The organism is Aeromonas sp. AE23HZ002T15 (assembly GCF_054165525.2).
Map to the genome: position 1 here is coordinate 3,829,975 of NZ_CM201342.1, position 16,889 is coordinate 3,846,863.

Here is a 16,889-nt window from a genome sequence, read left to right on the forward strand (position 1 = left end):
CGGCAATATGCCACAAAGGAAATTGGAAAGGACAGCGCGTCGTGCACGCCTGGCGCAACTTGTTGCAAACGAGAGGCCCTGGCATGCCTCCTTTGTCTTTGATGGGTTTTTGGCTGGCATCTCGCGCTTTTTTTCTTTACGCTGTCTGCGCTTATTCTCAGGGCGGGGTGAAATTCCCCACCGGCGGTATCCCGATCCGACTCGGGGAGCCCGCGAGCGCCCGACCCAGGTTTCACACCAGGGGCGGGGTCAGCAGATCCGGTGAGATGCCGGAGCCGACGGTTACAGTCCGGATGAAAGAGGATAAGACAGATATTGCCGGTCAGACCCGCTGGGCTGGCCGCCGCATGCCTATCTCTGTCTGCCTTTCCATGCCCTGATTCTGGTCCTTGTCTTATTTAGGAGTCTTACCATGAATCAGTCTCTACTCAGTGAATTTGGTGGTCCCATCGATCGTGTCGAAGCGGCGCTCGCCGCCCTGCGTGCCGGGCGCGGCGTGCTGGTGGCCGATGACGAAGATCGGGAGAACGAAGGGGATCTCATCTTCGCCGCCGAATCCATGACCAACGAACAGATGGCCATGATGATCCGCGAGTGTTCCGGCATCGTCTGCCTCTGCCTGACCGACGAGCGAGTGCGCCAGCTCGAGCTGCCCATGATGGTGGAGGCGAACTCCAGCCACTACCAGACCGCCTTCACCGTGACCATAGAAGCGGCGCAAGGGGTGACCACGGGAGTCTCCGCCGCCGATCGCATTACCACCATACGTGCCGCCATCGCCGATGGTGCCCGACCCTCCGATCTGCACCGTCCCGGTCACGTCTTCCCCCTGCGTGCCCGCACCGGTGGCGTGCTGACCCGTCGCGGTCACACCGAAGCGACCGTGGATCTGATGCAGCTTGCCGGACTCAAACCGTTCGGTGTGCTGTGCGAGCTGACCAAGGCCGATGGCTCCATGGCCAGGCTGCCGGATCTGGTGAAATTCGGTCGTTTGCACCAGATGCCGGTACTGACCATCGAGGATCTGGTGCAATACCGTCAGTTATTGGCCGAGCGTTCGGCTTGAGCTTCATACGAAATTGAAATAAGTACATTTTTTGGTTACGCTTTGTCCGAACCTCATCCAGGGCACTCATTTTTGACTTAAATTTGCGCAAAAAGTGTACGTTTAAAAAAAAATGAGGGTTTTAATGTATTTATCTGTGATGAGGCCTATCCAAACTCTGATTTTTTTATGCCATAATCACGCCGCTTGCTAAACGTCTGGCGAGTTAAAGGGAGCTTTAAAAATGAAAAAAATGTTGTTGGTAGGTGTTGTTGGTCTGTCCGCTCTGCTGGGCGGTTGTGCAAACACCAGCGAACTGGAAACTTCCGTTCAGAATCTGTCTAACAAAGTTGACCAACTGGCTCAAGATGTTAGCGCTGTTCGTGCTGATCAGTCCAAGATCGCTGCTGATGTTGCAGAAGCCAAGCAAGAAGCTATGCGTGCTAACCAGCGCATCGACAACATGGCTACTTCCTACAAGAAGTAATCCATGCGAAAAAATGGCGCATTTTAATGCGCCATTTTTTTTGCCTGAAATTCGTGTTTTCCCCGCTTTCTCCATGCCTTTCGGCCGCTCTGGCCAGATCTTTCCCCTGTTGAGCAGGCAATGCCGATGGCTCGGCATCACCTTTATTGCTGCCAGATCTCAATAAAGCAGGCTGTAGAGCTTGCGACGGTATTGTTGGGCCGCCGGATGGGTGCCCATGGTGGTCAGGATATCGAGATACGTCTTCTTGGCATCGCCATATGCCATGTCGCGCTTGAGAATATCGAACAGCAGCGCCAAGGCTTCTTCCTGCCGGCCGACCTGGCTGTAGAGCACCGCCAGCTCCTGGCTGAGGGCATCATCCCCCGGATTCTCACTGTGACGCAGCTCCAGGGCGCGCAGCTCCGGGCTGTCGTTGGCTTGCAGCGCCAGCGCCAGGCGGGAGGAGAGGGTCTGGAAGTGATCGTCCTGAGCCACCATGGGGACGGTGGCGAGCAGGGCTTGCACGTCTTCCAGCAGGTTCAGTTCCAGCGCAGCCTGGGCCAGCCACAGGCTGATATCGTGGCGGCTGGGGGCCAGCTGATGAGCTTTGCTCAGCTGGGTATGGGCCGTCTTTGCATCACCGGCAGCCAGCGCCTCCTTTCCCTGCTCAAGCAGCAGCTCCTCTTCTTTGGGGGCGAAGGCCGCGAAATATTGGCGCAGCGTGGCCTCATCCTGGGGGCCTTCCAGGATGGCCTGCTCGTCCGGGCGACCCTGATGGAACAACACCAGGGCGGGCAGGGCGCGCAGGGCGAGCTGGCTGGCCAGGGGTTGCAGCTGGGGATCGTTCATGTCGACCTTGGCCAGGGTGACCTGGGCATTGGCCGGGCCGACCAGGGACTCGATCAGCGGGGTCATGCCCTGGCACTCGGGCATCTGAGGGGCGTGGAAATAGATGACGACCGGCTTCTTCATGGACGCATCGATCAGCTCGGCGTGGAAGTTCTGGGGATTGATGTCGACGATCATGAGGCTGACTCTCGGAAAATGGTGTGAGTTAACATGGGGTTCAGTGGCGTGGATTTCAAGCACTCATCCACTAGGCAGGCACTGACCTTCAGGGTAGGGGCGGCGAGACTGAGCCAGCCGCCGTCGAGGGGCCAATCCTGCACCTGATAGGCGTTGTCATCGAGCCGGTTGTCGAGGCGCCAAGACTCCTCTGGCAGGAAGCATACCTTGTCGAGCCCGGCGGCGATGCCGCCGCCCTGGGCTTTCAGCACCGCTTCCTTGCGCGACCAGAGCCGATAGAAGGCCGATTCTCGCTCGCTCTGGGGCAGGGTGAGCAGCCATTCGTACTCGCTCCTGGCGTAGAAGCGCTCCGCCAGGGGCAAAATGGCACGCCGGCGCAAACCCATCTCTATATCCACCCCGAGCGGCCCCTGCTCGCAGAGGGCCAGCACCAGCCATTCACCGCTGTGGCTGAGATTGAACTGCCACGGCTGACCGAGCAGGGCGGGCTTTCCCTGGGCATGGGTGACGAATTGCAGCGTATCGGCCCGGCATCCCAGTCGCTCTGCCAGCAGGCGGCGCAGCAGTGCCCGGCCGAGCAGATACTCCCGTTGACGCCCGGGCAGCCGGATCCCCTGCCAGTGCAGCGCCTCCTCCGGGGAGAGATCGCCCTGCAGAGTATTCAATGGCTCGGGGTCGACGAGGGCAGGTTTTAACAAGTAGAGATCCACAGAGAGCATAATTTTTCACTTAGAAAAGGGGGCGAAGCAGCGATAAAAGTCAGTTTTCCATGGCACCCAGCGGCCCTTTCGGGATTGTATATTGTTTGGCCATGATCACATTAATTATGAAAAACAGTGCATTTACTTGCAAAAATGTGAGGTCGATTAGGATTTTCGCTTGCCTCGATAGGATTCTTGGATATAGTCGGGTGCTGTTGCCTTATAAATTACCGTCCACGGTCGAATTTTAACAATGTTCTTTACTTTTTGTGGGGATAAGGGATTGCGCCACCTGATGCTACTGCTGGTCGCGCTCGGAATGGTGGGATGTGCGTCGGCACCCCAGCCCGAGGTCGCGAGCAAGATTGAAGTTTCCATGATGGAACCCGTGGTTGAGCCGGAACCTTCGCAAACACCGGACGTCAACGAAATTCTCACCGTATACAAAGAGTGGCGTGGTGTACCCTACCGCATGGGGGGCAGCAGTCAGCGCGGTATCGACTGTTCCGCGTTCGCCCGCGAGGTGTTCCGCAACGCAGTGGGTATTGAACTGCCGCGAGATACCCGCTCCCAGGTCCACGAAGGCACGCGCGTCGCCAAGCGGGATCTGATGGAAGGGGACCTGGTCTTCTTCAAGATCAGCAAACGCCTGAATCATGTCGGCATCTATGTGGGCAACGGTGAATTCATCCATGCCTCCACCCGTGCCGGGGTGACCCGCTCCAAGCTGGACAGCTCCTACTGGCGCGGCAAGTTCTGGCAAGCACGCCGGATCGAGATCTGAGTCAGGCTGGACAAACGGCTCGCAGTACGGACTGTTTTTCCAACCTCACTTGAACCGGGCTCCGAGAGCCCGGTTTTTTATGGCCGTCGTTTAGACTTTCGGCGGCCGAATCTCTATAGTGTGGCCCCCTTGATCCTCGGTGGCCCAGCATGAAGACCCAGCACAAGAGCGGACTGCATCCGCGCAATCGCCATCAGGCGCCCTACGACTTCGACGCGCTCTGCCAGCGCACCCCGGCACTGCTCCCCTTCGTGTTCGTCAACGAGCATGGCAACCAGACCCTGGATTTTGCGGATCCCGCCGCCGTCAAGGAACTCAACCGGGCCCTGCTGGCCCTGCACTACGGGATCCATCACTGGGATCTGCCCCCTGGCTATCTCTGTCCCCCCATCCCCGGGCGGGTGGATTACCTGCACCGAGTGGCGGATCTGCTGGCGGAGAGCGCTGGGGAGCCGCCAACCGGGAAAAAGGTGCGAGTGCTGGATATCGGCGTCGGCGCGAACTGCATCTATCCCCTGCTGGGGGCCCGTGAATATGGCTGGCGTTTCGTAGGGTCGGACATAGACCCGGTGTCGGTCAAGGCGGCGACCCTGCTGGCGGCCAGCAATGGTCTCGGCAACCAGATAGAGTGCCGGCATCAGCCGGATGCCAGGCAGATATTTCGCGGCATCCTGGGTCCCAAGGAGCGCTACGCCCTGACCCTGTGCAATCCCCCCTTCCATGCCTCTCTCGCCGAGGCGAGCAAGGGGACGGAGCGCAAGCTGCGCAACCTCGGCAAGGCACAGGCGGGGGTACCCGTGCTCAATTTCGGTGGCCAGAAGGCCGAGCTCTGGTGTGAAGGGGGGGAGGCTGCGTTTCTGGCGACCACGATCGCCCAGAGTCAGGCCTTCGGGGCCCAGTGCCTCTGGTTCAGCTCCCTGGTCTCCAAGAAAGAGAATCTGCCGGCCGCCAGCAAGGCGCTGGCCAGGGTGGGGGCGAAGGAGGTGCGGGTGCTCGAGATGACGCAAGGGAACAAGACGAGCCGGATCCTGGCCTGGAGCTTCCTCGATGAGGCGAGCCGGGCGGCCTGGTGGTCTGCTCCCGGCCGCTAGGTAAAAACGGGGTGCTGACGAGAAAAACCGGTGAAGTGGCGCCCTTTTGTCACTCTGCCTCTCGTCTGCCATTGCCGTCATGCCAATCGTTTTCTCACCCGATCCCGGCGAGATTTTTGGCACAAGTTAGTGAACACTCTCGGCGCCGGTACAGTTGTACGCCGAGATTTTTTTGCACTTACGGGTGAAACTTTCATAAAATAGGACTGGTTAGACCTCTTCACAGGCATTGAATCGAATAGGGATCGCACATGAAAGTTGTCGATTTTCTGAAGCACAAGCGCGAAATTCTGGCGCAACACCCCTTTGAGCTCAAGGATTGGCTCTCTCCGGCGATCCGCGACTATTGGCGTGAGTTTCAGCAAAAGGCACACCTGCATCCCCTGCTGGGACGGGTGCTCGACTTTCAGGCTGACCAACAGTTGTTGCAGCAACAGGCCGCCAGCCAGGCCCAGGCCGTCAATAGCCAGCCGGTTCTCAAAGAGAACGCCGTCGAGCTGAGCGGCGAGGCGGCGGCACTCTATATGGCGCTGCAGAGCAAGATCGGGGAAGAGACCCATGTGGGTGAGTGGCTGCAAGTCAGCCAGCCGCTGATCGATCAGTTTGCGGCGGTTACCGGCGATCACCAGTGGATCCACACCGATCCCGAGCGGGCGGCGGCGGAGTCGCCGTTCAAGACCACCATAGCCCACGGCTTCCTGACCCTGGCGCTGCTGCCCCAGCTGACCGGCTCGGTGGACGAGGCGACCCCTGAGTTCCCGAGCGCCCGCATGGTGGTGAACTTCGGGTTGGAGCAGGTGCGCTTCCCCTATCCCATCAAGGTGGACAGCAACATCCGCGCCCGCACCAGGCTGGCCAGGGTGACCCCCATCAAGGGCGGCCTCGAGCTGCTCAAAGAGATCAAGATAGAGATCGAAGGGATCCGCCGCCCCGGCTGCGTCATCGAGTCCCTCACCCGCATCTATTTCTGATCCCCTTCGCTTGATGCGAATATGAACAGGCCCACCTCGGTGGGCCTGTTTCGTTTTGGGCACTCATGGACAAGAGCCGCGCTAGAAGCTGGCCCCCAGGGTGACGGTATGGCGCCACTCCTTGTCTCCCAGGCTCTCCCGCCCGCCGCCATAGTCGAGCCAGCTGTCATCCCAGCTCAGCTCGCTCGACCAGGAGAGGCGCAGGTGATCGTTGAAGTAATACCTCAGCCCCAGGTTGCCGTTGACGGTCTGGTTGCGGGTGAGATAGGGGGAGGGCTGATCGATGAACTTCTCGTAGCTGCCCTTGCTGAACAACTCGAAGCGCTGCTGCCAGAGGGAGAGGGGCTGGCGATAGTCCCATCCCAGGTTGACCACGGGGTAGTTGATGATGCGCTCGTCGAACAAGTCTGAATACTCCCACTCATCCGGGGTGAAGTAGGCCCGCTGCAGGCCGAGCTGGGCGATCAGCTCCAACCGCCGTCGCTTGTCATTCCAGAAGCGATAGCCGGGCCCGGTGGCATAGCTCAGGTTCAGATAGTTGGTATCGAGCATGTCATACTCGGCCTCGACGGAGGATCGCAGGAACCAGTTGGCATCGAAGAAGAAGTCCAGCTTGGGGCTGAGCCTGTACTCGTGGCTGTCGGTGACGCTGTTCGAGGTCTCGTAGATGTACTCCCCATCCAGGGTGTAACGCCAATCCAGGTTCGCCACCTCGGTGGAGGCCTTGAGATTGATGTTGTTGGTCTTCTTGGTGCTCTCCTTCAACTTGACGTTCAGATCCGCCGTGCCGGTCCAGAGCCAGGCGTTCACCTCGTCCGGTGAGTCCAGCAGGGTGATCCCCGTCTTGGTCAGGGGCTTGGGCTGCTCCTGCTTGTCCAGGCGCCAGCGTTTGATGGCATCACGACGCACCGTCAGGGTCTGGCTATAGGGCAGCTTGATGATTACCTCGTCGTCGCCTATCTCCTCTATGGTGCCGGTCAGGCGATCGCCGTTGTGCATCCAGAGGATGTCGGCGCGTGCCTGTGAGGTGACGAGCAGGACAAGCAGACAGAGCCCGTATTGGGTCACCCTCATATGGACGTCAGCACTTCGCCGCCGACGGGCTGGGGCAGCCCGTTCTTGTCATCGAGCAAGGTCATCACCCGCACGCTATCCACCTCGGGGGCGGCGATGAACTGCTCGGCCTCGGCGGAGAGGATAAGGGGGGCGCCATCGTTGAGCTCCTGCTCGGTGCGCGAGAGCGGGGAGTGCACCTCCATCCAGCGTCGTCCATCCGGCTCCACCGCCATCTTGACCGGCTGGTTGATCACCCGCACCGGGGTGCCGACAGGCACTAGCTCGAACAGGGTCTCGATGTCGTCGGGGCGCAGGCGAATGCAGCCCGCACTGACCCTCAGGCCCACCCCGAAGTCCTTGTTGGTGCCGTGGATGAGGTAATCCTTGTTGCCATAGCCGAGGCGCATGGCGAACTTGCCGAGGGGGTTGTCCGGGCCCGGGGGCACCACGGCGGGCAGGTCGATGCCTTTCTGCTCCAGCCAGGACTTGCGCACCATGGGGCCGGGCACCCAGGTCGGGTTCGGATTCTTGGCGATGACTGTGGTCGTCATCTCCGGTGTCTCGCGGCCGATGTCACCGATGCCGATGGGCAGCACCATCACCTCCTGCTTGCCCTTGGGGAAGTAGTAGAGGCGCAGCTCCGGCAGGTTGATGACTATGCCCTCCCGGGGCACGTCGGGCAGCAGCATCTGGGTCGGCAGGGTCAACCGGGTACCCGGGGTGGGCAGATAGGGGTCTATCCCGGGATTTGCCTCGAGCAGCGCCAAGAAGCCTATCTGGGTGTGCTTGCCGATGAGCTCCAGATGATCGCCTTCTTGTACTATGTAATCTTCCAGCTCGCCGATGAGGCGGCTGTCAGCCGGTGGGAGAGGATAGGTTTTGGACCAGACCGGCGCGGCCCAGAGGCTGGCAGCCACCAGCAACAGTGAGGCGATACGTGTGTACAACATGGTTTTTCCTATCTGTATCTCTTGAGGGACATGTCCCTCCCCAAAAATGAGCGGGAATTGTTAACCAATCATCCGGGGATTACCAGCCTTGCCGCCGAGGGGGAACAGGGGGTTGTGGCCTGCTCCCGTCATCCGATCCCTCTCATCTCCCTGTTATCAGAGGGCGGGCCCTTCCCGTCGCCCTGTTTGGGCGAGGGAGGATCAAAGAGGGTGACGAGGGAGTGAGAAGACAACACCTGGCAAAGCCAGGCGTGATGGTCACATTGGACGGGGTGAATGCGTCGCTGCCTGTTTAATCGCCAGTCGTCTGATCTGCAACGATATTTACGTTGATTTCCCGCACAGGGTTGGGCCAATATGAGGGCCCGTGGAGAGATGCCGGAGTGGCCGAACGGGATTGACTCGAAATCAATTGTGGCAGCAATGCCACCCAGGGTTCGAATCCCTGTCTCTCCGCCATTTATTCCCTTCAAGCCCGCGTCCGTCGCGGGTTTGTCATTTCCGGCCCATGCCAGCCCATACCTATGTTGTCCTTCCTCTCGACCCCTTGTTGAGAGAAGAGTGACTGCGTCGATAGGGGAGGTGGTGGGGGGGGGGGCCAAGTCGCCAAACCCTTGTCACGATGTCACGACCGCCATCAGTCCACGGTGGGACAGTAATCCGGTCGTCAGCGCCGGCGATCGAGGCTTGTCCTCGGGCCGCCACTCATCGATGGCCTCCGGCATCTGCCCGGATGTGAGTTGCCGGGTCATGCGCTCCCGCAGCACATGGTGATGGGTGAAGGACCAGGTGTCACGGGCCATCATCTTGTCCCTCAGGGCCGCAATATGCTCCTCGCCGAAGCGGCTGTTGTAGGTGTGGAACAGCACCACCTCTGTGCCATCGAAGCGGTTGTGCTCGACGAAGGCCTTCCAGCACGCTGCCTATCACGACCCTGGCGTTGGCGGGCTCTGTCCCGCTCAGCGTCCTGGGGGCGCGCCGCAGCAGGGTCTGGCGGATCTCATCGTGCCCAGCCAAGCCTCTGATGACCCACTGCGCTATCTGGCCGCTTGCGCCGAGGATCAGCATGTTTCGCATATAGGTTTACCTCGCTTGAGTGGATGGGGGATGCCCCACCGCGGGATCACAGGGTGCGTTGGAAGAAGGGCACGAGGCTTGCCATGGCGATAGCCACCGGCTCGGGTCTGTCGTAGAGATCGTAGTGGGACCAGCCTTCGGCCACGACAATGTGCTTGTCGGTGGAGGCGGCGCGGCCATAGATCTCCCAGCCATCCCGATAGGCGCCAAAGCCCCCCGCCTTGTCGCCGATGACCACCATCAGCGGCTGGGTCAGCAGCACCTCCGCATGGAGGAAGGCATCCCATCCCATGGCGGCGCCGGTGAAGGCCATCAGCTGGCGGGTCGCGCCGTGAGGCTGCTGGCCGCGTGCCGTCTTGTAGTACTCGGTGGCCTCCAGCACGTCGATGTCGGTGATGCCTGCCGCCTTGGCCGCCGCCACTGACTCTGGCAGCAGATCGGCGGGCTCAGTGGCGCCCCCTTGTGCCTGCGCCGTGCGCATCCGGGCGATGCCCTGGGCCAGCTCACGGGGTTTGAACTGGGCGAAGCCTTCGCGGATCAGGCGGCCATAGTTGACCCCTGTGATGGAGACCAGCGCCTTGAGGCGATGATCCGTGATGCCCGCATGTATGGTGTAGGCGCCGCCACCGCACACGCCGATGGCACCGATGCGATCCGCATCCACATAGGGCAGGGATTGCAGGTAGTCCACCGCGAAGCGGATATCGGAGACCCGAATGGCCGGATCCTCGATAAAGCGTGGCTCGCCGCCGCTGGCGCCCTGGAAGCTGGCGTCGTGGACAAGGACCACGAACCCCGCCTCTGCCAGCCCCTTGGCGTAGATGTTGCCGGCGGTCTGCTCCTTGCAACTGCCGATGGGGTGGGTGCTGACGATGGCCGGATAGCGCAGCTGCGCATCGAAGTCGGGCGGCAAGTAGAGATCTGCTGCCGTCTGCCAGCCCAGGTTCTGATAGGTCACGTTCAATATGGTATTCATAATGATGCTTCTCGATAGTTGAGAGGGGGACGATCCCCCTGGCTGATTAGTTCAGGGTCCGCAGGAAGAAGGGGGCCAGCTGGGCGACGGCTTCATCGACATAGCGGGGCTCGTCGTAGAGGGACATGTGGTTGGCCCCCTCCACGACATGCAGGGTCTTGTCACGGCTCGCGGCGCGCGCCAGCAGATCCTCGCTCATCCACTTGCTGCCGGCCCGGCTGCCAACTACCGCCAGGATAGGCTGGGTCAGGAAGGCCTCCGCCTTGTGATAGGCGTCGTAGGTGATGATCTGGTTCAGGTTGCGGGTCAGGGCAAAGCCCGGCGCGTTGGGGTGTTCGCAGCGTGGGGTGTGGTAATACTCCCAGGCTTCGCGCAGCTCCTCGTTGGGGGCATCCTCTTCGCGAAGGGGCGCCAACGGGATGGTGGCATAGCCGCTGCCAGCCGCATCCGTGGTGCGCGCCTGGGAGCCGAACTCCAGATACCCCATGGCATCGGCATCCTTGACGCTGTTGTCCCAGCCATTGCGGAACATCTGGCCGATGTTCACCGCGCTGACCATGCCGAGCGCCTTGATGCGGCGATCCTGGATGGCGGCATTGGCGCTGTAGCCGGCGCCGGCGCAGATGCCCATGGCCCCGATCCTGTTCTGATCGATATAAGGTAGCGTGGTCAGGTAGTCCACCACGGCGCTGACGTCCTCGGTGCTGGTATGGGGATTCTCCAGCTGACGCGGCTCGCCCGAGCTCTCCCCCTGATAGGAGCGGTCAAAGGCGATGGCGATTAGCCCCTGCTCGGCCAGCTTGCTGGCGTACAGACCCGCGGTCTGCTCCTTCACGCCGCCGCCGGGGTGGGAGACCACGACCGCCGGGTACTGCTTGCGCTCATCGAAGTGCGGCGGGAGGTGAAGGATGGCGGCCAGGGTGATGCCTTGGCCGTTGCGATTGGGGAAGGTGACATGGGACATGGTCGGGCTCTCCGTTAGATTCAGTGCTCATCAGTGGTTGACGCGAGTTCGAGCTAATAGTAGTAAGTCTATTGAGCTAGATATACGCACCTATCAAGACATGACTGATTAGCCAGGCTAAACAAATGCCCATAGAACCCTCACTCGTCGCTTCATTGACCTGGTTTGCCCACATCGCACGCCACTGCAGCTTCACCAAGGCCGCCACCGAGATGGGGGTGACGCGGGCCGCCCTCTCCCAGCATCTGAAAGGGTTGGAGCAGCACTTGAACGTGCGACTGCTCAACCGCACCACCCGGGACATGTCTCTGACGGAGGAGGGGCAGCGCCTGCTGGACGTGCTGCAGCCCTCGCTCACGGCCATCGAGCGGGTGGTGAGCGAGCTCAATGACTCCCAGCTCGAGCCCTCGGGCCTTATTCGCATCAACAGCTCGCGCATCGCCGCACGGCTGCTGATCGAGCCGCATATGGGGGCGTTTCTGGCGCGCTATCCGAAATTGCGGCTGGAGCTGGTGATGGCGGACGGTTTCTCCAACATCATCGCCGACGGGATGGATGCCGGCATTCGTCTGGGGGAGAGCCTGGATGAGCATGTGGTGGCGGTGCCCATCACCCCACCCCTGACCATGGCCATCGTCGGCGCCCCCGACTATTTCAGGCAGCATGGCATGCCGCAGACCCCGAACGATCTCACCAGGCACAACTGCCTGGCCTACCGCTTTACCTCCAGCAACACCATAGACCGCTGGGCTTTCACTTCCCCCGATGAGGATCGGCACACCCAGATTTTCGATCCCCAGGGCAACGCCGTATTCAATGACGACGACAGCATGTTGCAGGCTGCCTTGCAGGGGGTCGGTCTGGTCAAGCATCTGGATCTGCGGGTGCGCCAGCACCTGAGTGATGGGTCACTGGTACGGGTACTCGCCCCCTGGTGCCCCCCCTTTCCGGGGTTCTACCTCTATGTGCCGTCGCGGGCTCAGATGCCCGCCAAGATCCGTGCCCTGATGGACTTTCTGGTGGAAAAGCGCGAGTCGATCGCCAAGTAGACGGCACCGAGTGCTCGGCGCTAAGGGGAGACAGCGACATCGACTCAAGGTTGCCCGGGGCGATGAGACACTGCGCAGTATGGGATCTGGCAAGCAAGGGATGCGGCCGCCTGTTACAAGACCTGCCCAGACAGGGGGGCGCCGAGTGTATCAGATACACATGGGCAGGGCCCGGGCAGGTCTGAGTGACGTTTCACTCAGGCTGTCGACTCTCATCACAGCATCCAACCAAGGTGCCAACGACGTCCAGAGGTCCTCGGTAGCCACGATGTCCCTGGGGTTCCAGCTAGTGATCGGACGTTGTCGCCCCCTGGGGGCCGTCTCCCCGGGCTTGGCGGACGAGCTGCTTTGGCGAGAAGCCAAACAGCTTGCGAAATGCGGTGATGAAGTTGGCGAAATGGGTGTATCCCGCGAGCTCGGCGGCCTCTTGCAGGGAGAGGCCATGCTCCTCGAGCTTCACCTTGGCCTCCTGCAACTTGCGCTCGCGCAGGTAGCGCTGCAGGCTCATGCCCAGCTCCTTCTTGGCCGCCCGCTGCAGGGTGGAGACGCTCATGCCGAGGGCATCGGCGATGTCGGCGAGGGCCATCTCGTCCACCCTCTCATCCATCAGCAACATCTTCAGCCGGGTCGGCTGCTCGCTATGCCTGAGGCCCGAGACTTGGGCCGTCTGCCGGAGGTTGGCCATCAGGCTCTCCCAGAGGGTGAGGGCGAACGCCTCCCGCATCAGCATCTCGGGGGTATTCTGGCTGCTGGTGAGGTTCAGGGCCTCCGCGATCTGGCCAAGATGAGGGGGCAGGGACCAGTCGAAACGGCTCAGATGGTGGTTGAAGATGCGATCGAACGCGGCGCGCTGTCTGCCATCCAGATGCTGCTCCAGCCAGGGTAGGCTGAGGGAGAGCACTATGCTGCGGCTGCGCACATGGGCCTTGGCCGCCCCCTGCACCCTGTCGGGCTGGCGATAGAGGATGGCGGTGGCAAGGATGGGATCGGACTTGTGAAAGCGACAGCCCCGCAGGCGATGGGTGGCGCCATAGGTCATCAGTGCCTTGCTCTCGAGGGGGAGGGCGATGATCAGCTGGGGCGGCAGCTCCCGCTCGGTGGCGAAGTCGGCCTTGTGCACTATGTCCTTGTTGTGAAACAGGATGCCGTCCTGGATCATCAGGTTCTCCACCCTGCCGGTAAACAGCCCCCGTTTACGAACCTTGGTGTCTCTCACCACTGAGTCAGTCATGTTGACGTCGACCATCTGAAACTTTGACCATTACGAAGTATTAAATGACCAGACCGCAAAACTACTGCGGTGCCTTGGATGCTATATTAGCCCCCTAAAAATCAAATGAAAATCATTATCATCTATGTTCAGGGGTCACTCTCACTATGGTCGTCTTTAAGGATAAAGCGCCAAGCCCGTTGGCTTTGGCCGTCTCTGCCGCTCTGGCTGTCACCGCTGCTTCCCCCGCCTGGGCGGAGACTGCGAATATCAAGGCGGATGAAACCGTCGTCGTCTACGGCAACCCGCTCTACGGGATGGCGCCGTCGGAGGAGACCGGGGGCTACAGCGTCGACTCGGCCATGGTCGGGACCAAGACCCCGGCGGCCCTCAAAGACATCCCCCAGTCGATCACCGTGCTGACCAACGACTACATCGAGGAGCGCAACTTCGTCGCAGTGGACGATCTCGCCAAATACACCCCGGGCCTGCGCACCATGGTCAACGACAGCGGCCGCTCCTCCATCTTCTCCCGCGGCTATGAGTACGATGAGGTGAACCTCAACGGCCTGCCGTCCCCCATGCAGAGCAAGTTCGGCACCCTGCCGTCCCTGGCCGCCGTGGACCGGGTGGAGATCATGCGCGGCCCCTCCGGCCTGTTCAACAGCACCAGCGAGCTGGGAGGCGTCATCAACATGGTGCTCAAGCGTCCGACCGATGCCTTCAAGGGATCTGTCACAGCCCGTTACGGCAGCTGGGACAGGCACTATCTGGAGGCGGATCTGGGGGGCGCGCTGAACGAGGAGGGGTCGGTTCGTGGTCGCGCCGTGGTGGCCAACGCCGACATCAAGAACCAGGTCGACTACAACAACAACGACAACGGCACCTATTACGGCACCCTGGAGTTCGATCTCTCCGATCGCACCCTGCTCTCCGTCTACGCCCTGCATCAGACCAAGGACATACTGCCCACCAACGGCCTGCCGGCCTATAAAGACGGCACCATGCTCGACATCGGCCGCAGCACCTACCTGGGGTCGGATGAAGACTTCTTCGACGCCGACACCACGGATGTGGGGACCAACCTGCAGCATGCCTTCGTCAACGGTGGTGTGGGCCAGATCTCGGCCCGTTACATGGACCACGACATGCGCCTGGAGCAGACCTTCACCAACGGTCCCGTGGACGCGGCGGGCAATACCGGGCTGATGTTTAATGGCCAGGCGAACCAGCAGAAAAACATGGCGTTTGATGCCAACTACAGCCAGATGTTTGGTCTGCTCGGTCACAAGAGCGAGTTCGTGCTGGGCTCCGACTACAAGCGCTACGAGTCCGACATCCAGACCTACACCAACCGCAACATCGGCAAGATCAACGTCTTCAACTTCGATCCGACCACGGTCGCCAAGCCGACCTACAGCTACACCAAGAACGATCACGAGGAGCAGTCCGAGCTCGGCCTCTATGGCAAGGTCACCTGGCGCCTGCTGGAACCTCTCGCTGTGATCACCGGGGCCCGCGTCTCCTGGTACGATCTGGACACCGTCAGCACCACCCTGAGCTCCGGCGCTCAGAGCAGTGAATCCGGCGAGTTCAACGGCAAGTTCACCCCCTATGCCGGGGCCGTCTATGACCTGACCGACGAGCATGCGCTCTACGCCAGCTACTCCCAGGTGTTCAAGCCCCAGACCAGCCAGGACGAGAGCGGCAACATGCTCAAGCCGCGGGAGGGCAGCCAGTGGGAGACCGGCATCAAGTCCTCCTTGCAGGATGGCCTGCTCAACACCCGGGCGACCGTCTTCCTGATGAAGGACAGCAACATCGCCGCCCAGGCCTATGACGATCAGGGCATCGCCATCACCAACACCTATTGGGCCACCGGCAAGGTGGATACCCAGGGGGTGGAGCTGGAGGCGACCGGTTACCTCAGCCAGAACTGGATGGTGATGACGGGTTATACCTTCACCGACATCGAGGAGAAGTCCGGGGATCACAACCCGAAATTCGATGCCATCCCGCGCCACTCCCTCTCCTTTTGGACCGACTACCACCTGGCGGACTGGGTGCAAGGACTGCATCTGGGGGCGGGGATGACGGCGGTGAGCGACTACTCCTTCAACCAGAAGGGGGTAGAGACCCATCAGGGGGGCTATGCCCTGTTCGATGCGGCGGTGCGCTATGACATCAACGACAGGATGCAGGCGACCCTGAACGTCTACAACCTCTTCGATCGGGAGTACTTCTATCGGGTCGGCTCGACCAGTACCTTCAACATGTATGGCGAACCGGCCAACCTGATGGCAGGTTTCACCTACAAGCTGTAACGACAGACAACAACAGGGCCCGCCGGCCCTGTTGTTGTTTCCCGTGCCATCCATACAAGGCGCCAGCGGTACATCCTTGCCGCCAGGCAGTGACTCACCTTATGAACAGACTCATCGCGATACTATTCACCATGCTCAGTCTCTCTTCTGCCCAGGCAGACCTGCTCCACTACGCCGAGGGCTTCAGCCATCACTCGGCACTGCTCAACGAAACCCGGCAATACAGCGTCTACCTGCCGGACGGTTATGATAAGCAGCCGGACCAGGATTTCCCGGTGCTCTATCTGCTCGACGGGGAGAAGTTCCTGCTGGAGGTCGCCGGCATCACCCAGGCGCTGCGGGCCGGGCTGAATCCGGCGATCCCGCCCCTCATCATAGTGGCGGTGCACAACACGGACCGGATGCGTGACTATACCCCGAGCCACACCATGGCCTTGCCCAACGGAGCGCCGGCGGGCCCCGGCTACGCCAAGACTGGGGGAGGCCCTGCCTTCATGCAGTACCTGACCAAGGAGCTGCGCCCCCTCATCGAGGGCCGCTATCGCACCGCCTCACCGGCCCTGCTGGTGGGCCACTCACTCGGGGGCCTGCTGACCCTGGACACGGTGGCAAGAGACGAAGGCCAGTTTCAGGGTTATCTCTCGGTCGATGCCAGCCTCTGGTTTGACTACCCCCACAACTACCAGCGCATCGAGCGGGCCCTGACCCAGCCCCTCAAGCACGCCGCCTCCCTGTTTATCGCTGTGGCCAACAACCCCTATACGCCGGGCTTCGGGCGCTCCGAGTTTCATCGGGATCACCTGCGCCAGCTTGCCCAGGGCGTGACAGCCAAGCCCGGCCAGCACCTGCATGTCACCAACCGCTACTTCGAGGAGGAGGATCACCACAGCGTCTACCACCTGGCGGTCTATCAGGGGTTGCAGTGGTTGTTCCAGGGCTACCGGCTGGACTTGACCCCGGGTGTCTTCAACCGGCAAGAAGTCATAGGGCGCTACGATGCCCTGAACCACCGGCTCGGCAGTGCACTGCGCCCCGAGAAGGGGGGGCTGGAGGATATCCGGGACAAGGCCACCCGTTGGCCGCAGATGGACATCTCACCGGCAGAGGCCAGCGCCCTGCTCGAGCACTACTATGATCAGCAAGAAGGCCACTGAGAGGGCAGGGGATCAGACTGAAGGAAGCGCGCCCAGACAGGC

16 protein-coding genes, 1 tRNA gene and 1 riboswitch are annotated in these 16,889 nt (G+C 61.1%); of the genes, 9 read left to right on the plus strand and 8 right to left on the minus strand.

Annotated features, from left to right (window positions below):
- Positions 1–149 precede the first annotated feature (149 nt).
- Positions 150–309, plus strand: a riboswitch (FMN riboswitch).
- 103 nt (positions 310–412) lie between these two features.
- Together ribB and ACT5M9_RS17875 are read left to right on the plus strand one after the other, a co-directional pair.
- On the plus strand, positions 413–1,066 hold the full coding sequence (gene ribB, locus ACT5M9_RS17870) for a 3,4-dihydroxy-2-butanone-4-phosphate synthase (RefSeq protein ID WP_457979986.1): 654 nt from the start codon (positions 413–415) through the stop codon (positions 1,064–1,066).
- Between the two features lie 223 nt (positions 1,067–1,289).
- Positions 1,290–1,532, plus strand: a complete 243-nt coding sequence (locus tag ACT5M9_RS17875; RefSeq protein ID WP_010634682.1) for an Lpp/OprI family alanine-zipper lipoprotein — start codon at positions 1,290–1,292, stop codon at positions 1,530–1,532.
- A 159-nt stretch (positions 1,533–1,691) separates the two neighbouring features.
- Here ACT5M9_RS17875 and ACT5M9_RS17880 read toward each other — a convergent pair whose 3' ends face one another.
- Both ACT5M9_RS17880 and ACT5M9_RS17885 read right to left on the minus strand, forming a co-directional pair.
- Positions 1,692–2,540 carry a tetratricopeptide repeat protein gene (locus ACT5M9_RS17880; protein ID WP_457979984.1) on the minus strand — a complete coding sequence of 283 codons (849 nt, stop codon included), beginning with the start codon at positions 2,538–2,540 and terminating at the stop codon, positions 1,692–1,694.
- A complete protein-coding gene (locus ACT5M9_RS17885) occupies positions 2,537–3,259 on the minus strand; it encodes a 4'-phosphopantetheinyl transferase family protein (protein ID WP_457979982.1) in 723 nt (240 codons plus the stop codon). The genes ACT5M9_RS17880 and ACT5M9_RS17885 overlap by 4 nt, the downstream gene beginning before the upstream one ends.
- Before the next feature lie 265 nt (positions 3,260–3,524).
- On the opposite strand from ACT5M9_RS17885, the gene ACT5M9_RS17890 reads away from it, so the two are divergent.
- The 3 genes from ACT5M9_RS17890 to ACT5M9_RS17900 all read left to right on the plus strand — a co-directional run bounded on the left by ACT5M9_RS17890 (position 3,525) and on the right by ACT5M9_RS17900 (position 6,087).
- A complete protein-coding gene (locus ACT5M9_RS17890) occupies positions 3,525–4,025 on the plus strand; it encodes a C40 family peptidase (RefSeq protein ID WP_527249220.1) in 501 nt (166 codons plus the stop codon).
- A gap of 149 nt (positions 4,026–4,174) precedes the next feature.
- On the plus strand, positions 4,175–5,116 hold the full coding sequence (gene rlmF, locus ACT5M9_RS17895; protein ID WP_457979980.1) for a 23S rRNA (adenine(1618)-N(6))-methyltransferase RlmF: 942 nt from the start codon (positions 4,175–4,177) through the stop codon (positions 5,114–5,116).
- Positions 5,117–5,367: 251 nt separating this feature from the next.
- Positions 5,368–6,087 (plus strand): MaoC family dehydratase, encoded by a 720-nt coding sequence (locus ACT5M9_RS17900; protein ID WP_457979978.1) that lies wholly within the window; start codon positions 5,368–5,370, stop codon positions 6,085–6,087.
- A gap of 81 nt (positions 6,088–6,168) precedes the next feature.
- On the opposite strand, the gene ACT5M9_RS17905 is transcribed toward ACT5M9_RS17900, so the two are convergent.
- Positions 6,169–7,161, minus strand: a complete 993-nt coding sequence (locus ACT5M9_RS17905) for a DUF481 domain-containing protein (protein WP_457979976.1) — start codon at positions 7,159–7,161, stop codon at positions 6,169–6,171.
- The gene (locus ACT5M9_RS17910; RefSeq protein WP_438550106.1) at positions 7,158–8,093 is read right to left on the minus strand and encodes a L,D-transpeptidase family protein; all 936 of its coding nucleotides are present in this window, start codon (positions 8,091–8,093) and stop codon (positions 7,158–7,160) included. The genes ACT5M9_RS17905 and ACT5M9_RS17910 overlap by 4 nt, the downstream gene beginning before the upstream one ends.
- Positions 8,094–8,462: 369 nt before the next feature.
- Between ACT5M9_RS17910 and ACT5M9_RS17915 the strand changes: the two genes are divergently transcribed.
- Positions 8,463–8,552 (plus strand) — tRNA-Ser (locus ACT5M9_RS17915).
- A gap of 158 nt (positions 8,553–8,710) precedes the next feature.
- Here the strand turns inward: ACT5M9_RS17915 and ACT5M9_RS17920 are convergent.
- The 3 genes from ACT5M9_RS17920 to ACT5M9_RS17930 all read right to left on the minus strand — a co-directional run bounded on the left by ACT5M9_RS17920 (position 8,711) and on the right by ACT5M9_RS17930 (position 11,110).
- Positions 8,711–8,962, minus strand: coding sequence for a hypothetical protein (locus tag ACT5M9_RS17920; protein WP_457979974.1), 252 nt, complete (start codon positions 8,960–8,962; stop codon positions 8,711–8,713).
- Positions 8,963–9,216: 254 nt separating this feature from the next.
- Positions 9,217–10,146: an alpha/beta hydrolase gene (locus ACT5M9_RS17925; RefSeq protein WP_457979972.1), complete on the minus strand. Its 930-nt coding sequence runs from the start codon at positions 10,144–10,146 to the stop codon at positions 9,217–9,219.
- Positions 10,147–10,192: 46 nt separating this feature from the next.
- A complete protein-coding gene (locus tag ACT5M9_RS17930; protein WP_457979970.1) occupies positions 10,193–11,110 on the minus strand; it encodes an alpha/beta hydrolase in 918 nt (305 codons plus the stop codon).
- Positions 11,111–11,235: 125 nt separating this feature from the next.
- On the opposite strand from ACT5M9_RS17930, the gene ACT5M9_RS17935 reads away from it, so the two are divergent.
- Positions 11,236–12,159 (plus strand): LysR family transcriptional regulator, encoded by a 924-nt coding sequence (locus ACT5M9_RS17935; RefSeq protein WP_457979968.1) that lies wholly within the window; start codon positions 11,236–11,238, stop codon positions 12,157–12,159.
- 286 nt (positions 12,160–12,445) lie between these two features.
- Here ACT5M9_RS17935 and ACT5M9_RS17940 read toward each other — a convergent pair whose 3' ends face one another.
- Positions 12,446–13,390 (minus strand): helix-turn-helix transcriptional regulator, encoded by a 945-nt coding sequence (locus ACT5M9_RS17940; RefSeq protein WP_457979967.1) that lies wholly within the window; start codon positions 13,388–13,390, stop codon positions 12,446–12,448.
- Positions 13,391–13,569: 179 nt separating this feature from the next.
- Between ACT5M9_RS17940 and ACT5M9_RS17945 the strand changes: the two genes are divergently transcribed.
- On the plus strand, positions 13,570–15,693 hold the full coding sequence (locus ACT5M9_RS17945; RefSeq protein ID WP_457979965.1) for a TonB-dependent siderophore receptor: 2,124 nt from the start codon (positions 13,570–13,572) through the stop codon (positions 15,691–15,693).
- A gap of 101 nt (positions 15,694–15,794) precedes the next feature.
- Positions 15,795–16,847 carry an alpha/beta hydrolase gene (locus tag ACT5M9_RS17950; protein WP_457979963.1) on the plus strand — a complete coding sequence of 351 codons (1,053 nt, stop codon included), beginning with the start codon at positions 15,795–15,797 and terminating at the stop codon, positions 16,845–16,847.
- Positions 16,848–16,889 lie beyond the last annotated feature (42 nt).